The organism is Paenibacillus sp. FSL R7-0297 (assembly GCF_038009025.1).
GTDB lineage: Bacteria > Bacillota > Bacilli > Paenibacillales > Paenibacillaceae > Paenibacillus_AQ.
Genome location: NZ_JBBPAQ010000001.1, coordinates 5,235,287 through 5,251,344, shown reverse-complemented (window position 1 = coordinate 5,251,344; position 16,058 = coordinate 5,235,287). Strand labels below are relative to the sequence as shown.

Here is a 16,058-nt window from a genome sequence, read left to right as displayed (position 1 = left end):
GATTCACATCCATTTCCTATTAATGGGATAAGGAATCCCTATTATTAGGGATAGACGCGGAAATCAATGTGAAGTTGCAGCCGGGCGAGGCAACTCGAAGCTCCAGTCGACGTCATTGAAGAGTTTGTCTGTGACTGTACGGATTAGCGTCAGCTCCTTCGGGATGGATTTCATACCGTCAACAATCAGGTACACAGGATCAGCGTCCTCACTACTCCCGCCAAAGGTAATGAGATTCCCCTCCCGGTAGGAAACCCAGCGGATTACATCATACTCCGTGCCATTGCCGTCCCGTGCCATCCATTTGTCCATATCGAATTCATTGCTGAATTTGCCGCTGACAGACATCCAGGCCGACAGACCCGGTAAGGTCTGAGTCTCAGTGATCTTTATATTATTCACATTCAAGATATCGCCCTCTGCTGCAAAGACAGCAGGCTGCGTCTTCAGCAGCGCCGGATTGAACGTTAATGAATCATCCGATTCAACAGGGATGGAGAAGCCGTCAAGTACGAAATAAATAGGCTCGCTGAGATATGGAAGTTCTGTTAAGTAATAACTCCAGTTCAATTGGAGATCATGACCGACTCTGTACATCTCAGAATTTCCTCCATATTTATTATTAATGAGTGATCCCACAATTTGACCGTTGGCATTCTCGAAATGATACCTGACACCCAGATTAACCCTGCGGTTCTCCGGAACCTGGGAGGCCAGCTCATCCTTCAGCAGGGTACTGAATTCAATTTTGGCACCTGCAGGAGAATGCGTGATGCCTTTCATCAGAATTTCCAGCCCTTGAGGTGTGGTGTAGCTGTATTTACTCAAATCAGTGTTCACTGTCAGAGCATTGGCGGTTGTCATGTCTGCAGCATAACTGAAGCTCCAATTTCCCGAAATTATATTATTGGACTTGTAGTCCAGCATCAGCTCATGAACCTTTCCTTCAATAAATACGGTATCCCCGGGCTGTTCTCCTTTGAAATGATAGGTTAATAACAGATATTCAATCCTGAACTTATCGGGGCCGAGCTTAGTACTCATATGATTGATACCCTGCAGGTCTCCAATTTCAAGCCCTTCCTCGTTACGGAGCTGCAGCTGGGTGATATCAAACATACTCATCATTTCTTCATCTGGCTGCCCTTTGGCATCGGTGATTCTCAGATTTAGAATCATCCGGTTTGGGTCGGCAACAACCTCTTGAAGCGTTAGCGTATAGCCCTGATCCGTGACCTCAATATCAGGCAGCTTCACTACCCCGGCTTTCTTGGCTTCCAGCAGGTGATGGTCACTCCACTCGGAAGGCAGAATGAGCAGCCGCTGGGATTTGGCGGATTGTATCTGCTGTAGAGCAGATAAGTCCGGGAGCAGGAACAGCAGGAACGCAAGCGCAATAGCAGCTATACCCAAGCCTGCCCATAGTACAGTATGCCGGAACCTTCTGCGGCCGGGATTTCGGGTATTGCCAGCCATGGACCCTCTTGATGCTGGCAGAATCTCCGTCTGGCGGATTTGCTCCATAACATGCCCCGTGAAATCCTCATCCATCTGATGATCATCATAACCGGACAGAGACATCAGCATTTCCTCATCGGCCACATTATCGTGTGCGCGGTAATCCGATTTTTTCATTGCGATCCTCCTTCGGTTTCTGCCATTGTTTTTTGAGCTTCAAGCGGGCGCGGTGCAGACGGTTCTTTACCTGATGCAAGGTCATACCTGTGATGGCCGAAATCTCCTCGTAGGTCAATTCATTGGTATAACGCAACAACAGCACGATCCGGTAGCGTTCCGGAAGCCGGGCCATCTTTTTTTGCAGCTCCAGCTTGTTTTCCTTGATCATATAACGCTCTTCAGGTGTCGGGGCCTGATCCCTCTCCTCCAGAATGGAGCCTCCCGAGAAAGAGAATGCCTTGCGCCGCTTCTGTGATCTGAACCGGTTGATGGCAATGGCGTAGAGCCAGGCTGCGAAGCTCGATTGTTCATTATGGCTGCGCAGCTTCTGATAGGCCTGAATGAAAGTCTCCTGCGCCAGATCCTGCGCATCCTGATGGCTCGCTCCGAGGCCCAGCAGCAGACTGTATAAACCGGATTTATACTGGTCTACCAGGATAGCAAATGCCTCACGATTTCCGGCCAGCACCTCGGCAATTATGATTTCGGCATGGTCTTGTTCCTTCATCTATTGCCTCCAAATGGACGTATTTACTTATAAGACGCGCGGGCGGTCTGATCCTTCTCACTTTTTGCGCAAATATTTCAGATCCGGTCATCCAGGCGTCTGATTGGGTAATGAATATGGTTGAACTAATGTTTAATTATTACAGAGACATCCATTCTTTCGGGGAGGTTAACAGATGAAACGAACCCACCCGGAGCAAGTCCAGCAAGTGATTGACAGAGCTGCAGCCAAGAGCGGGCTAACGTACAGCGGATTGCTAGGCTCGGTTCAGGAGGCCAATATTGCAAAAGATATTGCAGCCTATATTGATCTCATGGCTACAGAGACCAACCGCCCGGCAACCTACGATGCCGGAATCGTCATTATGTGGGATGAGATTATTGCCAGAGCGGTAATCATGGAGGATTTTGTCCGGAAATATCCGAAGTCTAACCGGGTCAGCGCAGTCCAAACAGAGCTTGGATACGCAGTATTGCGAACGTTCTACGGGATGGGCAACACTCCGGCTTATGATTATGAGGGCGAAGCTATTGACCCTGCACTTAATGCCTCGGATGACCGCTTCACACCTCAAATTGAAAGCTATCTGAAGACGGCCCTGAAGGAATTTATTAAATGAACAGATTCAATCCGATCCTGCAGTTAGTGTGATAAACAATAGATAAGAATGGCCTGTTGCAGATAGATCAGGCTTTTCTTGAATCCGAATCCGGCAAAATAAGGCGAAGCAATCGCATCTTCACTTACTTCCTCATTGCGGAAGAAGGGAGGGCAAGGATTTAAGATCGCCTCCGGTTTGGCACATCTCATCCGCTCAAGGGTAATTTGATACGCGTCAAGATACTCCTGCGTCAGGCATGTCACTGGCAAAGAATCCGTAAGAATAACGTCGCTCTCCGGCAGGATGCTGTCCAGACTGGTGTGATATTTATAGTTAGGGGTATCTGTTCCCATCTCTTTTCCAGCCGTGCATACATGATTGAAAGAGAGGTTCAGGGCCTTGGCGGCTTCCATCCAGCTTCTGGATATATTCCCTGCCGGACCTACGAAGGTGTAGGCCAGTTCCCGGTAGTTATCTCTGATGGAGCGCAGGGCGTACAGGTCAGCCAGAATCTCACAGGGGTGATTGTGCGCTGTCATGGCATTAATCACTGGAATCGAGGCGTGCGCCGACAGCTCTTCCAGCTTGGACAAGTCCGGATGCCTGGCGATAATCCCGTCACCCCAATTCTCCAGATAGCGGATCATATCGCCGGGAGACTCTTTCTTGTCCAGGGCTTCCGGCGGAAATGTGATATACGCTCCACCCAGGTCCCGGATGCCTTTCTCGAAGCTGATCCGTGTCCGCAGACTGGTGTCAGGGAAGAACAGAATCATGGTTTTGCCTGTAAGTAAAGGCTCCGGGCTTCTGTAACGAAGCTGATCGGTTAATTCAAATATATCAAGGATCTGCTCAGCTGTGAGCTGGCTTATATCCAGAAAATGCATCGTGGTATCCCTCCCTGGCAAAGGTATATTCATTACAGTAACTGTATAAATATACAATAGTGTGGAGGGATATACAATCCAATATTTGTTTAAAAAGGTTACCGGATTTGTATCAGCCGGATATGCCAATAGCAATGGCCGGAGAAAGTTCAGGGTCAAGCAGCCTCATCAGCTGAAGCAGATTAGACTCCGACATGGCAATGCAGCCGGCAGTAGGTTTGCCAGCGGCTCGCCAGATATGCAGGAAGATAGCGCTGCCTTTGCCTGACACAACGGGATCATCGTTGTATTTCAGAATGATAGCGTATTTATACAGGGTCTGCTGCAGCCGCTCATAAGACCGCCAGCGCTGATCCGGATTGCCGGCATAATTGACCCATTGATTGTACTGGCTGGAGAACGGATCATCGACCCAGTAATCCTGATTAGACGTTCTTGTATAGGAGATACGAAGTCCGCCGGGATCTGCTGCTGATCCGAAGCCTGAGCCGAGGCGATAGATGCCGGAGGGGGTCCGCCCGTCGCCTTCCTTGGTTTTGCCGATGCCCTTGCTGCCCAAGGTGACGGGAATTCCTGAGAGGACGGATTGCCATTGCCCGCCGATGTTCTGCTGAAGAGACAGCTGGCCGGTCTGGGAATGGAAGGACTTCGCTTCGACAACAACCATCTGCTGGCTATGTATAACATCTGCCTTGTAGGGCCAGGAAGCGGCGAAGCCGGCTGCATAGGACCGGGGAGACCAGGTAGCGCAGCTTAAGAGCAGGAAGAAGAGAGACAATAACCAGATGGAAAGTTGTACGGAAGTCCGCGGTTTCATGTTACGACAACACATAGCTCAGCCCCCTTTGTCTTCTTATTACCTCTGAAGCGCTGGGGGGAATCGCCAGGATAATGGAATGTTATATAGAATAATATGTATCGAAGAGCAGTCTGTACAAATAACTCATGACAGTATTGACTATCACTTGAAAAAATGACCTTGGATAACATTCTTGATTATTTTCCTCTTGGTTGGCTGTTCCATCCCGGTGCTTTTTCCTCAATCTGTTCTCACGGCTTTGACCAAGCGCTCGATAAACTGAATGGGGAGGAGGGTATCCTGGGGACTCTTGGAGAAAGCCGAGTTTACGACAATTACCAGATCAAGGTCGGGTACGAGGGTCAAATATTGGCCGGCATAACCCATACCGAAAATGGCCTTGTGCCCGCTGTACTGATTCATCCACCAATGGTAGCCATAATTACCGAAATTCGCATTTCCCTCCGAATGCGGAGAGGTCGATTCCTGGATCCATGCCTCCGATACAATACGTTCACCATTCCATATGCCAAGGTTAAGCACCAATTGGCCAATCTTCGCCAGATCCCTTGGCATCATCTTCAGTCCGAAACCACCTGAATTCGAATCATCAGGTGAACTAGGCCACTCTACGCTATTAATGTCGAGAGGACCCAACAGATATTCCTTGGCAAAATCGAGTTCGGATTTTCCAGTCGTTTTTCTGATAATCGCCGCCAGCAATTGGGAACCGCCAGTATTATAATTCCAAATACTACCTGGAGCGTCATTCATTGATTGGCTAAGTATAAATTGGTTCCAGTCCTTGGTCTCCGTCATAGGTTTGAGCATATAATTCCACTCGGTCCATTCCGGGAAATGCAAGCCACTTGTCATACTGAGCAGATGCTCTATGGTAATAGATTTCTTAGCTGATGAATCGAACGAATCCTTATATTCGGGAAAAAAAGCCTCGATCGGCTCATCAATTCCTTTCAGATAGCCTTTGTCGATAGCTATCCCGATTAAGAGCGAAGTCACGCTCTTAGTGATGGAGTTTACAGCCAGCATAGAATCCGGCATGCCATCCTTGTAATACTCGGAGACGATTGTGCCGTCTCTAACAACAAGCATGGAGAGAACCGCCGATTCCTTGGCTTGTTGCATCACTGCCTCGATTTCCTTGGAATCCATCCCTACCTGCTCTGGAGTGCCGATCGGCCACTCCCCATTAGGCAAGCTAATCACCTTGGAGCTGTTGAGGGATGGCACAGAGGTTGAGGACTTTTCGGAAGAGCAAGCGGAAGTGGTAAGGATCAGACAAACTGCCCCAGCCACCATGGCCAGCTTAGCAAAGCTGAATAATTTGTTCACAGCGTAACACACCCCTTAAGTTTATAAGTCGAACTCCCTTATGGTAGTGTAATGGGCGCGTATCGTCTTCCAATTTCTTGCTAACGAATTAACAAATCTTGCTATAATAAAAAATAAGGCTGAACCTATGAATGGGATAAAGGAAAGGTGGGAAACGGATAGTGGCGGCAAAAGCCTTGGAATTGGAATACCGGTACAGGATCAACCATGTCGTCAACTACATGGAAGAGCATCTTACGGAGTCATTAACCCTTGAAGAATTATCGGACGTGAGTGCCTACTCCCCCTATCACTTTCATCGGGTGTTCAAAACGGTGATGGATGAGAACGTGCACGGGTTTATCCAGCGGATCCGCATCGAGAAGGCAATCAAGCTGTTATTGTTTCATCCAGGTAGAAGCATCACTGAGATCGCTTTGGATTGTGGTCTGCAAACTCAGGCCCATTTTTGCAGAGTATTCCGCAAGCATACCGGGCTCAGCGCTTCTGAATACCGGGACAGATTTCGCCTGCGGACGATCGCCGAACGGTTTAGGGCTAAAGTCACCTTGGAAAAGTCCACCGATCTGTCCTGCAAGCTGGCAGAGCTCCCGATCGAGATTCGGAGCCTCGCTCCGATGAATACGATCTATGCCCGATATAGGGGGACTATCAATGAAGGAAGGATTAATTCGGATATTACAGGGCTCTTTGAGCATGTAACCTCGTGGTTGGCCGCGAGAGAAGCCTTGACTAAAGACAGCTTAACTGTCGGACTCATCCTGGATGACCCTTACATTACACCGGATGGCAGACACAGGTACGATGCTTGCATTACAACGGAGCACCGGATGACACCGACTGGCGATCTAGGCGTCCGGACGATCCCGGGAGGCAAGTACGCCCTAGTGCAGCTGAGAGACAGACCCGATAAGGTGAAAGATTTGCTCCACTTAGTCTCCACCGAGTGGCTTCCTCTAAGCCCGTATGTATGGGACGTCTCACGACCAGCCCTGGAAATTTTCTTATCCAACTCGCTTGACCATAAGGCAGGACAGTGGAAAATGGAATTTGGCATCCCTGTTAAACTAAACGAAGCCGGCTTCTGAGGTAACACGTAATAACGGTATTCCGTATGTCTGTGAACACTAGGATATAACGTTATCTATGGAAACAGCGACAGTCAAGGACGCTATTTTTCTGTCCTAAGCTGCCGCTGTTTTGATTTTAGAGCTCAGTCCAATCCATTACTTTATGCTGACAACAGTAGTGCTCAGTAGTGCTATAACCCCAGCGTACTGCCTTTTTCCAGCCGCCGGATCTGCTGTTCTCCGTTATCCGCCAGTTCCCGGAACTGGTTGATCGTCTCCCGCATCTTGGGGAGGGCTTCCTGCTTGTAGGTGCTGATAGAATCGAGTGCAGACAGGACATCCGTGAACGCTTGCTTCAAGGTGTCAGCGGAAATACTGGTTTCGAGCGATTGCTTGTGAATGGCCGCGCCTTGGTCCTTCAACATTTTGGAGGTGCCGCTGATCAGGTTGTTGGTGGTCTGGTTCAGCAGCTCGATCTTTTTGAGCACGATCTTCTGATTGTATAAGGCACTTGCGACCGTAACCGATATTTTGAGCGCAGATACCGTAACATTCCGTGCTCTGTCCACACCGCGGATCAGCTCTTTGTTGTTACGTATTACGACTTCAATGGCCATGATCCCCTGTTGATTCACCACCAGCATCTGCTGCAGGTCCATAACCCGCTGGCGCAGAGGGAAGAGTACTTCTTCGGTGATGAACCGGATTTTATCCTCGTCTTCACTGCGCTGCTTAGCCGCCTCAATCTGCGTCTCGATCTCCTGATCCATGAGGATGCCGAGCTGAATTTCCTTTTTAAGCCGTTTAGTCAGCTCCCGCAGAGTCTGCTGCTCAATCTCTAAGGTGGTATTGTCATTTTTCAGCACGCTTTTGCCTTTATCCAGAGACAGAATGATATCGGAGATGACACTATCCGCCTTCTGGTATTTGGCGAAGTAATTGCGCAGGGGATGGAAGAACTTGCCCAGGAAGCCGTTTTTGGCGAAATCAACTGCACTCGGGTCCAGATCCTTCAGCTGCAGATGCAGCTCTGTTAATCCCCTGGCGACCTGGCCGCCTTCATCACCGGTCTTGGATAGATTACCTACAGATACCTGAAGGAGTGAATTCTTCTCAGAAGAGGAGCGCATGGTGCCCATCCCGAAGCTGTCAATCGACTGCAACACTGATTTGCGTTTCTCCAGTGAATCGAAATCCAGTGCAAGAATATTGGATACATTATTGACCGCCTGTTCCTTCAGCTGCGTAACTTCCTCCGGCTCCGGCTGAACCTGCTCTTCGACGGCCTCTTTCAGCTTCTCAGGGCTGGGAATTTCCATTGAGAATGACATGGGAACCCTCCTTCGGGAATATGGGACTTACATTTGTACATTGAGCAGATTGCCGATTTTGTAGACCACATCTTCAGTATCTGCATTGATATTTGCCGCCTCGTTGATGCTTGAAATGCTCTCGAGTGCCTTGATGTTGGCGTTATATCCAATTGTATATACGGGGATTTTGTAGCTCTCAATCAATCCTCTGATCTCATCCAATGAATGTCCTTCATTCGTTTCCCCGTCACTAAGCACGAAGATCAGCGGTTTCATCTCCGGATGCAGCGTGAGTTCCTCTTTCAGCATCTTCATGGCAACGACCATTCCGTCAAAAGTAGCCGTTCCTCCGGCAGCCTGCAGGCTATTGATCGCCCCAACGAACATGGACTGCTGATTGGTGTCGTATTTGCCGATCGGCAGATTAATCGTCACATCACTGGAGTAGGAGACAAATCCGATGCTGTTGTCCTTGCCCAGAAACTTCTGGCCCTTCAGCAGCGATTCCTTGAGCCGGTTCAGCGGTTCCCCGGCCATGCTGCCCGATACATCAGCTACGAATACTGCGGCAATCGGTTTGCTGCCGTCTTTTTTCTCCTTCCATAGCTTCTGGGCTGAGGAGAGGAGGGAGCCGTTCACCGGAGCCAGCTCGGACTTGTAATCATTCAGACCGTTAAAGCCTCTGTCCGAGGCTGCTGTCTGGGTTTTGTCCTGCACGGCAAATTCGGCGAACTTGCGTATAATCTCCAGCTTCTCTTCTGGCAAATCACCCAGTGCATAGAGCGGACTGTCATGCCGTACCCCGAAGGGGGTAAACACATACCCGCTTGTCAGATCCGCCGCATTGACATATGTCTGATATTCCAGCACAAAGGCATCCAGCATGCCCGACTTCGCCGCATCCCGCATCTGCAGGGTAGTGGAGGCAATGAAAGGCACATTCGCCTGGAACTTCTCAAAGCCTTGAACCGCCTTGTCCCCCAGCAGATCCGTACTGTCGAACGAGCCCAGTGCAGTCACGAGGAAATTCAATCCCGTGGAGCTGGCAAAAGGATCAGTGTAGCCCATCGCGAGCTCATTCGCTGCAATGGCATCGGTGATCGTCTTCACATTAATCGAGCCGTATTTGCCGACCAGCTGATCATATTTCTGCTTGCTCATGACCACCCCGGCTACATTGCCGGCCAGCCGCTCAGATACAAGTTCTGCAGAGACGCCGCTTGCCTTGACCATTTCACCCCATAGCTCATTGGACGGAGTGTAGGCGTCTGGCACATATTTGCCGGACCGGATATAATCCGCGGCTGTACCCGAAGCGATATTACGGATGCTGACAGAGACGGGCTTGCCATCCACGAGGATACCCGCAGCGTTGAAGTCATTGGCCACTTCATTCAGCCAGCCGTCGTTGCCGGTGCCGGATTTCTCGGTCGAGGAGAAAATTTCGGCGTAGCTGTCCGTTGTGCTGTTCACAGAAAGCGGGAATTTGGAGATATCGGGCAATGAATCGCCGACTGCTGCCGGATCAAGATCGATTTGCCCTTTTACAGGTGCGGCACTGCTCACGTTAATATCTTTATAGATTCTGTTCAGCCTTTTATCAGCATCTTCTGCAGAGATCTCAGTTTTGGATTTACCCAAGTTCGCCGTCAGACTGATTCCGAAGTAGACAAGCGCAAAGACAGACACGGCAATGAGGCCCAGAACGATGAATGTTTTGCTTTTCCTGGCCATAATCATCTTCCTTTCACTACTGATTCACTATTGATAGAGTTTCGTCTGCCCGATCAGAGCGGTCAGCTCCTGCATGCAGGGCATTTCCAGAGCGGCGTCATAATCAGCACTTCCGAGCTGGGAGATCTCCAGCAGCAGCTGGTCCAGCTTCAGCAGAATCTCTTCATTTGCTGCCAGACAGCCTTTGACATGGGTGAAATATTCGTTGAACAAGGCGTTCTTCTTCTGGATGAATGTACTTGTGAATCTGCCGGAGTTGATTGTACCCGTAAACTGGGAGAACTCTGCGGCATCGAATACGCTTAGCTTGTTCAAGATACTGCGGATATTCAGGTATAGGAGCTTCTCAACGTCTTGAATCACCGTGTGGAATTTCCGGAAACTGAGCTCTGTCCGCTCGAAACGCACGGCAAGGACATTCAACAGCGTCAGCTTCTTCTTATCCATCCGCTCCAGCTGTTCCAGGGCCAGGGCGACATCCTCTTTCAACACCCTCACATTACGGTAGCGGTTAAGTTCAGCTATATAGTCTTCCCGTGAATCGAGAGAGGGGACAGCGGGAACAATTGCCCGTTTGAAGAGCGGGATATAACTCCCGTAGAGCACAATCAGCAGGCTGACAACCAGCAAGGTTACCCCTGTTGCAGTTTCAAGAGCACTGGACCCGCTGATGGCTACTCCAAGCAAGCCTGGCGATAAGATAGCAATGTTCAGAATGACGACTCCGGCAATAACGCCCAGCAGCTTAACAGGTCCGGAACTATTCAGGATTAACACCCCCTCCAAGAGTATATTTAGCTACTGCTCCTTTTGATTCGTAAATGGAGAGAAATACTGTGCAGGGACTGTAAATAATGGCGGTAAAGAGGGCAGCGCATAGAAAAAAAGAAGAGCCCGCATCCGCTGCGGACTCTTCCTATAAGCTTCACCCGTCTATGCTAACCCTTTACAGCTGCGCGGCAGCGGTTGCCTCAATCTCAATCAGGAACTCGTCGCGGATCAGCTTGCGGGCCTCTACGGCAGAGCTTGCCGGAGGATCCGCTGTATTGACATACTGATCGCGGATTTCACGGACGATGTGCATTTGCGAAATATCAGTCATGTAGAAGGTCAGTTTCACCACATCATCAAACCCGGCACCGGCAGCTTCCAGGGCGGTCCGGATATTCTCAACACCTGCCTGGTCTGCATAGCCAAATCGCCTGCTCCAATCACTTGCCTTCCGGATTCAGGGCAATCTGGCCGGAAACATAAATGGTCCGGGCATTTCTAACCTCTGCCACATGACTGTATCCATTAGACTTCGGCATGGTTTCGGGATTAATGAAAGTTACTTGAGTATTCGTCTGCATCCTATGTATTGCTCCTTCCGGGGGATCTGTTGATTTGAGCTATATTCCATCATATTTTAGCAGAGGATCATTTACATTTGTCCGCTGTGCTGTACTAATAATTGGAAGTATACTAGTCTATATAGGTTGGAAGATATCTGGTGGATTATTGCAAAATCATGCACATAATACAATGATTCCATCCTCTTATCGGCTCAAATCCAAAATTGTTGTATAAAAGGCATGAATTTTCCTTTCTCGAGTGGATTAGCAGGATTATTCTTGTATTTTATACAACAATCTTGTCAAACAACCGGTTTCCAATGAATCAGAGTTGCAAAACGTACAACATTTATGTATACAGTGCTTCCTAAGAAGTCTCTATTTTGCTGGTAACGAATTAAGTGCGGGGGCTATCTAAAGCGCTGTTTATATAGTACACAGAATATTTTTGGGAAAATATTAAGAGGGGGAACTGACTTTGCTTTTACGTAAAACAGTTATTCAGCTCATAGTATGTATACTGGCGGTGTCCTTATGTATGCCTTACGGCAAGGAAGCAGCTGCGGCGCCTGTGTTTAAAGTGGTAAGCGCATCGGGCGGTTCTGCGCATGGAATTGCGGCCTGGAGCGACGGGACTGTGACCGGCTGGGGATACAACAAACAAGGCCAGGTCGGCGACGGTACCAGCATTAATCAGTACGTTCCCAGAAGAGTGGAGGGTCTAAGCGGTATCGTGCAGGTGGCGGCAGGCGGGAATACATCCTTCGCGCTAAGCGGGGGCGGTGAGGTATGGGGCTGGGGTCAAGCCTACAGCAGCTTCATTCCGAATGACCCCATTCTGCCCGATCAAAGAAGGGGAGGTCCGGTTAAGCTCGAAGGTCTTCAGGACGTGTCTTTCCTGACAACGGACGGCTCCAAGGGAATTGCTGTGAAAAAAGACGGGACCGCAATGCTATGGTATCCGTCCTATGATCAGGCTGACAGCAGCTTGGTGCAGATCCGGTATCTAGAGCTTGAAGGCGTTTCAGGAATTAAATCCGCTGTGATTAATGGTAACGATGCGTTGTTTCTTACCGGGGCTGGCAGTGTGAAGAAGGTGAGCCTCTATAACAGTGTCCTGAACCGGATGCGCCTTGGGAGTGATCCGGTCAATGTAGGTACGCTGGCTTCATCTTCTATAACAAGTATGGCAGCATCGCAAGGTGAGGTGTTCCTGCTCCGGAGCGACGGCCAGATCCTGCGCTGGAACAAGGAGCTTCAAGCGACGTCACCCGTTGCCGGTCTTAACGGCGTCTATCAGCTGCAGGCGGGATTCTACCGGCTCTATGTGCTGAAGAAGAATGGGACAGTCTGGCAATGGAATTACAACTCAGGAGCGCAGGTTAAACCGTTTCAGGTAAAAGACGGAGCCGGCATCACCAACATTTGGGGAAGCAGCGGGAACTTCGGATTTGCCCAGCGCAAAGAGGGAGCTTTTCTTGGTTGGGGGGACGGTTTTGACTCGGGACTTGCGACTGGCAGCGGTACGTCAACCAGGGATGAAGAGGGTTATGTCCTGGCGCCGGTCCAGCATCCTCTAACTTTCGCCGTGAACGGGAAGCCGTTCTCTTTTTATGGAACCGCAGCAGTGATTGACAGCAAACTGTATGTTCCGTTAACCAGTGTGTTTAAGGCGCTTGGTGTACAGGTCAGCAGGGGGATATCCAATCAGGATTCGAAGCTCGGCAATTATCATTTCACTGTCTGGAACTTTGTTTACGGGAATTCGACGATTCAGGCTAAGGTCAGCGATCCGCTCGAATTGTATATCAACGGCAAGAAATCCGCCCGCGAGTTTACAATGGGCAGCTTGCCCGACAGCACAATGTTCCCGCTGGAGAATATCTGCGGGATTCTCGGGATCGGCCTGCAATGGAATACAATCACAGGTGAAGTGAAGCTGGGAACTGCAGCAGCCCGATAAAATGAGTGCCGCGGACACTTTGAAGCGGTTACGCTTCAACTCTGGACATTCCGGTCTACAAGTTGTAAACTGAACTCAGTTTAGTCTACAACTTGTAGACCGAAAGGACTGAATAACTTGAGGAAAAATGCATTAACGGATATGGAGTCCAAATTCGCAGATTTAATCTGGAGCCGTGAGCCTATTCCTTCAGGCGATCTCGTGAAGCTGTGCGAGACTGAACTGAACTGGAAGAAATCAACAACGTATACGATGTTGAAGCGTTTGGAGAACAAAGGCATATGTGAGAACCGGAATGGTATAGTCACGGCAATATTGAATAAAGAGGATTTCTACGCCGAACAGAGCAAGCAGTTCGTGGAGGAGACCTTCGAGGGCTCCTTGCCCAGGTTTCTGGCTGCGTTCACCCGGAGCCGGAAGCTTAGTGAAAGCGAAGTAGATGCCTTTGTGAAGCTAATCAAGGAGCATAAGGAGGAATAGCCGTGGATCAGCTGTTTGCACACCTGATTAAGATGAGTATTACGGGCAGCTACTGTATTGTAATTGTGATACTGGTGCGGCTGCTGCTCAGCAGGGTTTCCACAATTTATTCCTATGCTCTATGGTCCATAGTCTTATTCCGGCTCGTCTGCCCGTTCTCCTTCGAGAGCACCATCAGTCTTATTCCGGCGGAGGCGCAACAGATCTCAATGAAATTGACGGGTTACCAAGCAGCTGCAGAGGTAATCCTGCCAGAGTCCCAGCCCGCTCCAGCCATGAAGACACCGGAGGAGGGTTATGCCGCAGACGTCAGCCTGCACCCGGAGAATGCGGTACCACAGTCAGCTGCTTCTGCTCAACCTGCAGACAGCATGGCTTCCGCTAATCCATGGTTTGAGCTGGCGCTGTATATTTGGCTTACCGGGATTGGCGTTATGCTTGTTCACAGCCTGATGGCTACGATCCGCCTGAAACGCAGCCTGGGCAATGCCCGGCACTTATATGACAATGTGTATGAGACAAAAGAGCTAGCCACCCCCTTTGTCTTCGGCATGCTGAGACCGCGGATTTATCTTCCTTCCGGTCTGCATGATCAGGAGCAGGCTTACATCATCAAGCATGAGCAGGTGCATATCCGCAGGTTTGACCCTATCATCAAGCCGGTAGCTTATGCTGTACTCTGCATCCACTGGTTCAATCCGCTGGTCTGGCTGGCCTTCTTCCTGATGAGCGAGGATATGGAGAAATCCTGTGATGAGAGTGTGATCCGGCAGCTGGGCAGCGGGATCAAGCAGGATTATTCGCTGTCCCTGTTAGCGTTATCAACCGGCAGACGGTTTACAGGCGGCTCCCCGCTTGCTTTTGGAGAGAGCGGTACGAAAGGGCGTATCCGCAATATTTTACATTACCGCAAACCTGCATTCTGGGTGGCTCTGCTCTGTATTGTTGGAATCGCCGCTGTAGGTGTGGGGCTGCTTGGCAACCCCAGACAGCAGGCAGAAATGACAGAAAGAGATTATGCGGAACAATACATTGAGGCGAATATAGCCTCCTATCAAAGAACGGTACCGGATCTTCAGTTTGAGGGCAGTACCCTCACTAAATTTGCGAAACTCGGTCAATTCGATCACCTGCTTGATATACCTGTACAGCTATGGGCTTTGGAATACAGGCTTAAGCCGGATAATGCAGACAAATTAATGCAGCTGGGAAATATAAATATCGAAGACGGCATGCTTACCGAAGACGGGAGTATGGGCAAGCCGATACTTGTATTCTCTTATCAGGATTCTATTCCGAAGTATCTGGGGGAGATTAGGAGCGGTGAGAACGACATGTCCCGGCCAGCCGGTCAGGAGATAGCTCTCCGCAAGTTCTTCGAAGGCAAAGGCATGCTTCTGCATGAGACGTTCAGCGGCAATCATATTCTGGTCAAATTTATTTTGACCACTGGTGAGACCAGCCAGCTATTATTATCCCAGCCGGTGAAGCAGGGAGAGCAAGGTATCTGGACCGTCGAACGATGGATGGATACGCGCGGCAATGAGTATTACGAAACACCGGAGACGGAAGTGACTCTGGCTGCATACTATGCGGGCCTGCAGGCGGGAGCTGATGCGGGGACAGAACAGGTATGGCTTGACCCGCTTCAGGTGGCGGTTCAATATATCAGAACTGAACTGGGCCAGCCGGTATCCAGAGACAATCTTGTAGTAGATTATGAGGCAACTGCCGCAGATTTTGCAATTGCACCTGTGAGCAGCTTCCTTGGTTACGTTACAGGTCTTGCCATGGACAGCGACACATTAAATTTGGATCAGGTGGAGTGGCTGACGCTTGAAGATTCTGACCGGTTTGCCGCCCTGGGTATCACGGAGGAGGATCTGCCGGGAGGATTCTATATCCTCAACAAATATAAGATTAACGATCCCTACACTGTCACGGCGGAAACAGAGTATAAGCTGATAGACCGAGAGAATCCCGGCTCGCTCCAAAGCGTCAGCAAAGCGGAGTTTATTGCGTATTATGAGCAGTTTACCGGCTTCGCACCTCCTTGTATGATTACGGTAAGCAATAACACGGTTAATACCGTCACAGAGGTTTATGTTCCGTAACTCCACAAATTTTAAGAATTAAGGGTTGACGCCAGCTCACTTGACGTGTAACATATGAACAGTCGTCAACCCGATAATTACATATTGTTCTCGTATAACCTCGCAGCCATCAGGTACAATCAGGGCGAGGGTTTCTACAGGAAGCCTACTCTTCCTAACTACGATGATAAGGACTTTGTTACACAGGTCCCTATCCCGGAGTTAGGATTATTTACGTGTTGCGGC

13 protein-coding genes, 1 pseudogene and 1 riboswitch are annotated in these 16,058 nt (G+C 49.6%); of the genes and pseudogenes, 5 read left to right on the top strand and 9 right to left on the bottom strand.

Features of this window, described 5'->3' with window-relative positions; all coding sequences use genetic code 11:
• Nucleotides 1-63: 63 nt before the first annotated feature.
• Together MKZ24_RS22970 and MKZ24_RS22965 are read right to left on the bottom strand one after the other, a co-directional pair.
• Nucleotides 64-1,635, bottom strand: a complete 1,572-nt coding sequence (locus tag MKZ24_RS22970) for a DUF4179 domain-containing protein (protein ID WP_340787003.1) — start codon at nt 1,633-1,635, stop codon at nt 64-66.
• Nucleotides 1,604-2,185 (bottom strand): RNA polymerase sigma factor, encoded by a 582-nt coding sequence (locus MKZ24_RS22965; protein ID WP_340787000.1) that lies wholly within the window; start codon nt 2,183-2,185, stop codon nt 1,604-1,606. The genes MKZ24_RS22970 and MKZ24_RS22965 overlap by 32 nt, the downstream gene beginning before the upstream one ends.
• A gap of 175 nt (nt 2,186-2,360) precedes the next feature.
• Between MKZ24_RS22965 and MKZ24_RS22960 the strand changes: the two genes are divergently transcribed.
• Nucleotides 2,361-2,804 carry a hypothetical protein gene (locus tag MKZ24_RS22960; protein WP_340786998.1) on the top strand — a complete coding sequence of 148 codons (444 nt, stop codon included), beginning with the start codon at nt 2,361-2,363 and terminating at the stop codon, nt 2,802-2,804.
• Nucleotides 2,805-2,827: 23 nt separating this feature from the next.
• Here MKZ24_RS22960 and MKZ24_RS22955 read toward each other — a convergent pair whose 3' ends face one another.
• The 3 genes from MKZ24_RS22955 to MKZ24_RS22945 all read right to left on the bottom strand — a co-directional run bounded on the left by MKZ24_RS22955 (nt 2,828) and on the right by MKZ24_RS22945 (nt 5,825).
• Entirely contained in the window at nt 2,828-3,673 is an 846-nt protein-coding gene (locus tag MKZ24_RS22955; RefSeq protein WP_340786995.1) for an ornithine carbamoyltransferase, read from the bottom strand.
• Nucleotides 3,674-3,785: 112 nt separating this feature from the next.
• Nucleotides 3,786-4,490, bottom strand: coding sequence for a L,D-transpeptidase family protein (locus MKZ24_RS22950; protein ID WP_340786993.1), 705 nt, complete (start codon nt 4,488-4,490; stop codon nt 3,786-3,788).
• A 222-nt stretch (nt 4,491-4,712) separates the two neighbouring features.
• Nucleotides 4,713-5,825 carry a serine hydrolase domain-containing protein gene (locus MKZ24_RS22945; RefSeq protein WP_340786989.1) on the bottom strand — a complete coding sequence of 371 codons (1,113 nt, stop codon included), beginning with the start codon at nt 5,823-5,825 and terminating at the stop codon, nt 4,713-4,715.
• Nucleotides 5,826-5,986: 161 nt separating this feature from the next.
• Between MKZ24_RS22945 and MKZ24_RS22940 the strand changes: the two genes are divergently transcribed.
• On the top strand, nt 5,987-6,913 hold the full coding sequence (locus MKZ24_RS22940) for an AraC family transcriptional regulator (protein WP_052416349.1): 927 nt from the start codon (nt 5,987-5,989) through the stop codon (nt 6,911-6,913).
• 173 nt (nt 6,914-7,086) lie between these two features.
• On the opposite strand, the gene MKZ24_RS22935 is transcribed toward MKZ24_RS22940, so the two are convergent.
• From MKZ24_RS22935 to MKZ24_RS22920, 4 genes and pseudogenes are all read right to left on the bottom strand, one after another.
• Nucleotides 7,087-8,226, bottom strand: coding sequence for a toxic anion resistance protein (locus MKZ24_RS22935; RefSeq protein ID WP_340786984.1), 1,140 nt, complete (start codon nt 8,224-8,226; stop codon nt 7,087-7,089).
• Between the two features lie 27 nt (nt 8,227-8,253).
• Nucleotides 8,254-9,942 (bottom strand): vWA domain-containing protein, encoded by a 1,689-nt coding sequence (locus tag MKZ24_RS22930; protein WP_340786981.1) that lies wholly within the window; start codon nt 9,940-9,942, stop codon nt 8,254-8,256.
• Between the two features lie 27 nt (nt 9,943-9,969).
• Complete coding sequence (locus MKZ24_RS22925) at nt 9,970-10,719, bottom strand: hypothetical protein (protein WP_340786977.1); 750 nt, start codon at nt 10,717-10,719, stop codon at nt 9,970-9,972.
• Nucleotides 10,720-10,888: 169 nt separating this feature from the next.
• Nucleotides 10,889-11,294 (bottom strand): annotated as a pseudogene (locus MKZ24_RS22920) (RidA family protein).
• Nucleotides 11,295-11,754: 460 nt separating this feature from the next.
• Between MKZ24_RS22920 and MKZ24_RS22915 the strand changes: the two are divergent.
• From MKZ24_RS22915 to MKZ24_RS22905, 3 genes are all read left to right on the top strand, one after another.
• Entirely contained in the window at nt 11,755-13,239 is a 1,485-nt protein-coding gene (locus tag MKZ24_RS22915) for a stalk domain-containing protein (protein ID WP_340786975.1), read from the top strand.
• Nucleotides 13,240-13,356: 117 nt separating this feature from the next.
• Nucleotides 13,357-13,719, top strand: a complete 363-nt coding sequence (locus MKZ24_RS22910; protein ID WP_340786972.1) for a BlaI/MecI/CopY family transcriptional regulator — start codon at nt 13,357-13,359, stop codon at nt 13,717-13,719.
• Nucleotides 13,720-13,721: 2 nt separating this feature from the next.
• A complete protein-coding gene (locus MKZ24_RS22905; RefSeq protein ID WP_340786969.1) occupies nt 13,722-15,833 on the top strand; it encodes a M56 family metallopeptidase in 2,112 nt (703 codons plus the stop codon).
• A gap of 70 nt (nt 15,834-15,903) precedes the next feature.
• A riboswitch (purine riboswitch) is annotated at nt 15,904-16,014 on the top strand.
• The last annotated feature ends 44 nt before the right edge of the window (nt 16,015-16,058 follow it).

Coding starts and splice junctions, on each gene's coding strand:
- MKZ24_RS22970 (WP_340787003.1), bottom strand. CDS start 1,635: ATGAAAAAATCGGATTACCGCGCACACGATAATGTGGCCGATGAGGAA.
- MKZ24_RS22965 (WP_340787000.1), bottom strand. CDS start 2,185: ATGAAGGAACAAGACCATGCCGAAATCATAATTGCCGAGGTGCTGGCC.
- MKZ24_RS22960 (WP_340786998.1), top strand. CDS start 2,361: ATGAAACGAACCCACCCGGAGCAAGTCCAGCAAGTGATTGACAGAGCT.
- MKZ24_RS22955 (WP_340786995.1), bottom strand. CDS start 3,673: ATGCATTTTCTGGATATAAGCCAGCTCACAGCTGAGCAGATCCTTGAT.
- MKZ24_RS22950 (WP_340786993.1), bottom strand. CDS start 4,490: ATGAAACCGCGGACTTCCGTACAACTTTCCATCTGGTTATTGTCTCTC.
- MKZ24_RS22935 (WP_340786984.1), bottom strand. CDS start 8,226: ATGTCATTCTCAATGGAAATTCCCAGCCCTGAGAAGCTGAAAGAGGCC.
- MKZ24_RS22930 (WP_340786981.1), bottom strand. CDS start 9,942: ATGGCCAGGAAAAGCAAAACATTCATCGTTCTGGGCCTCATTGCCGTG.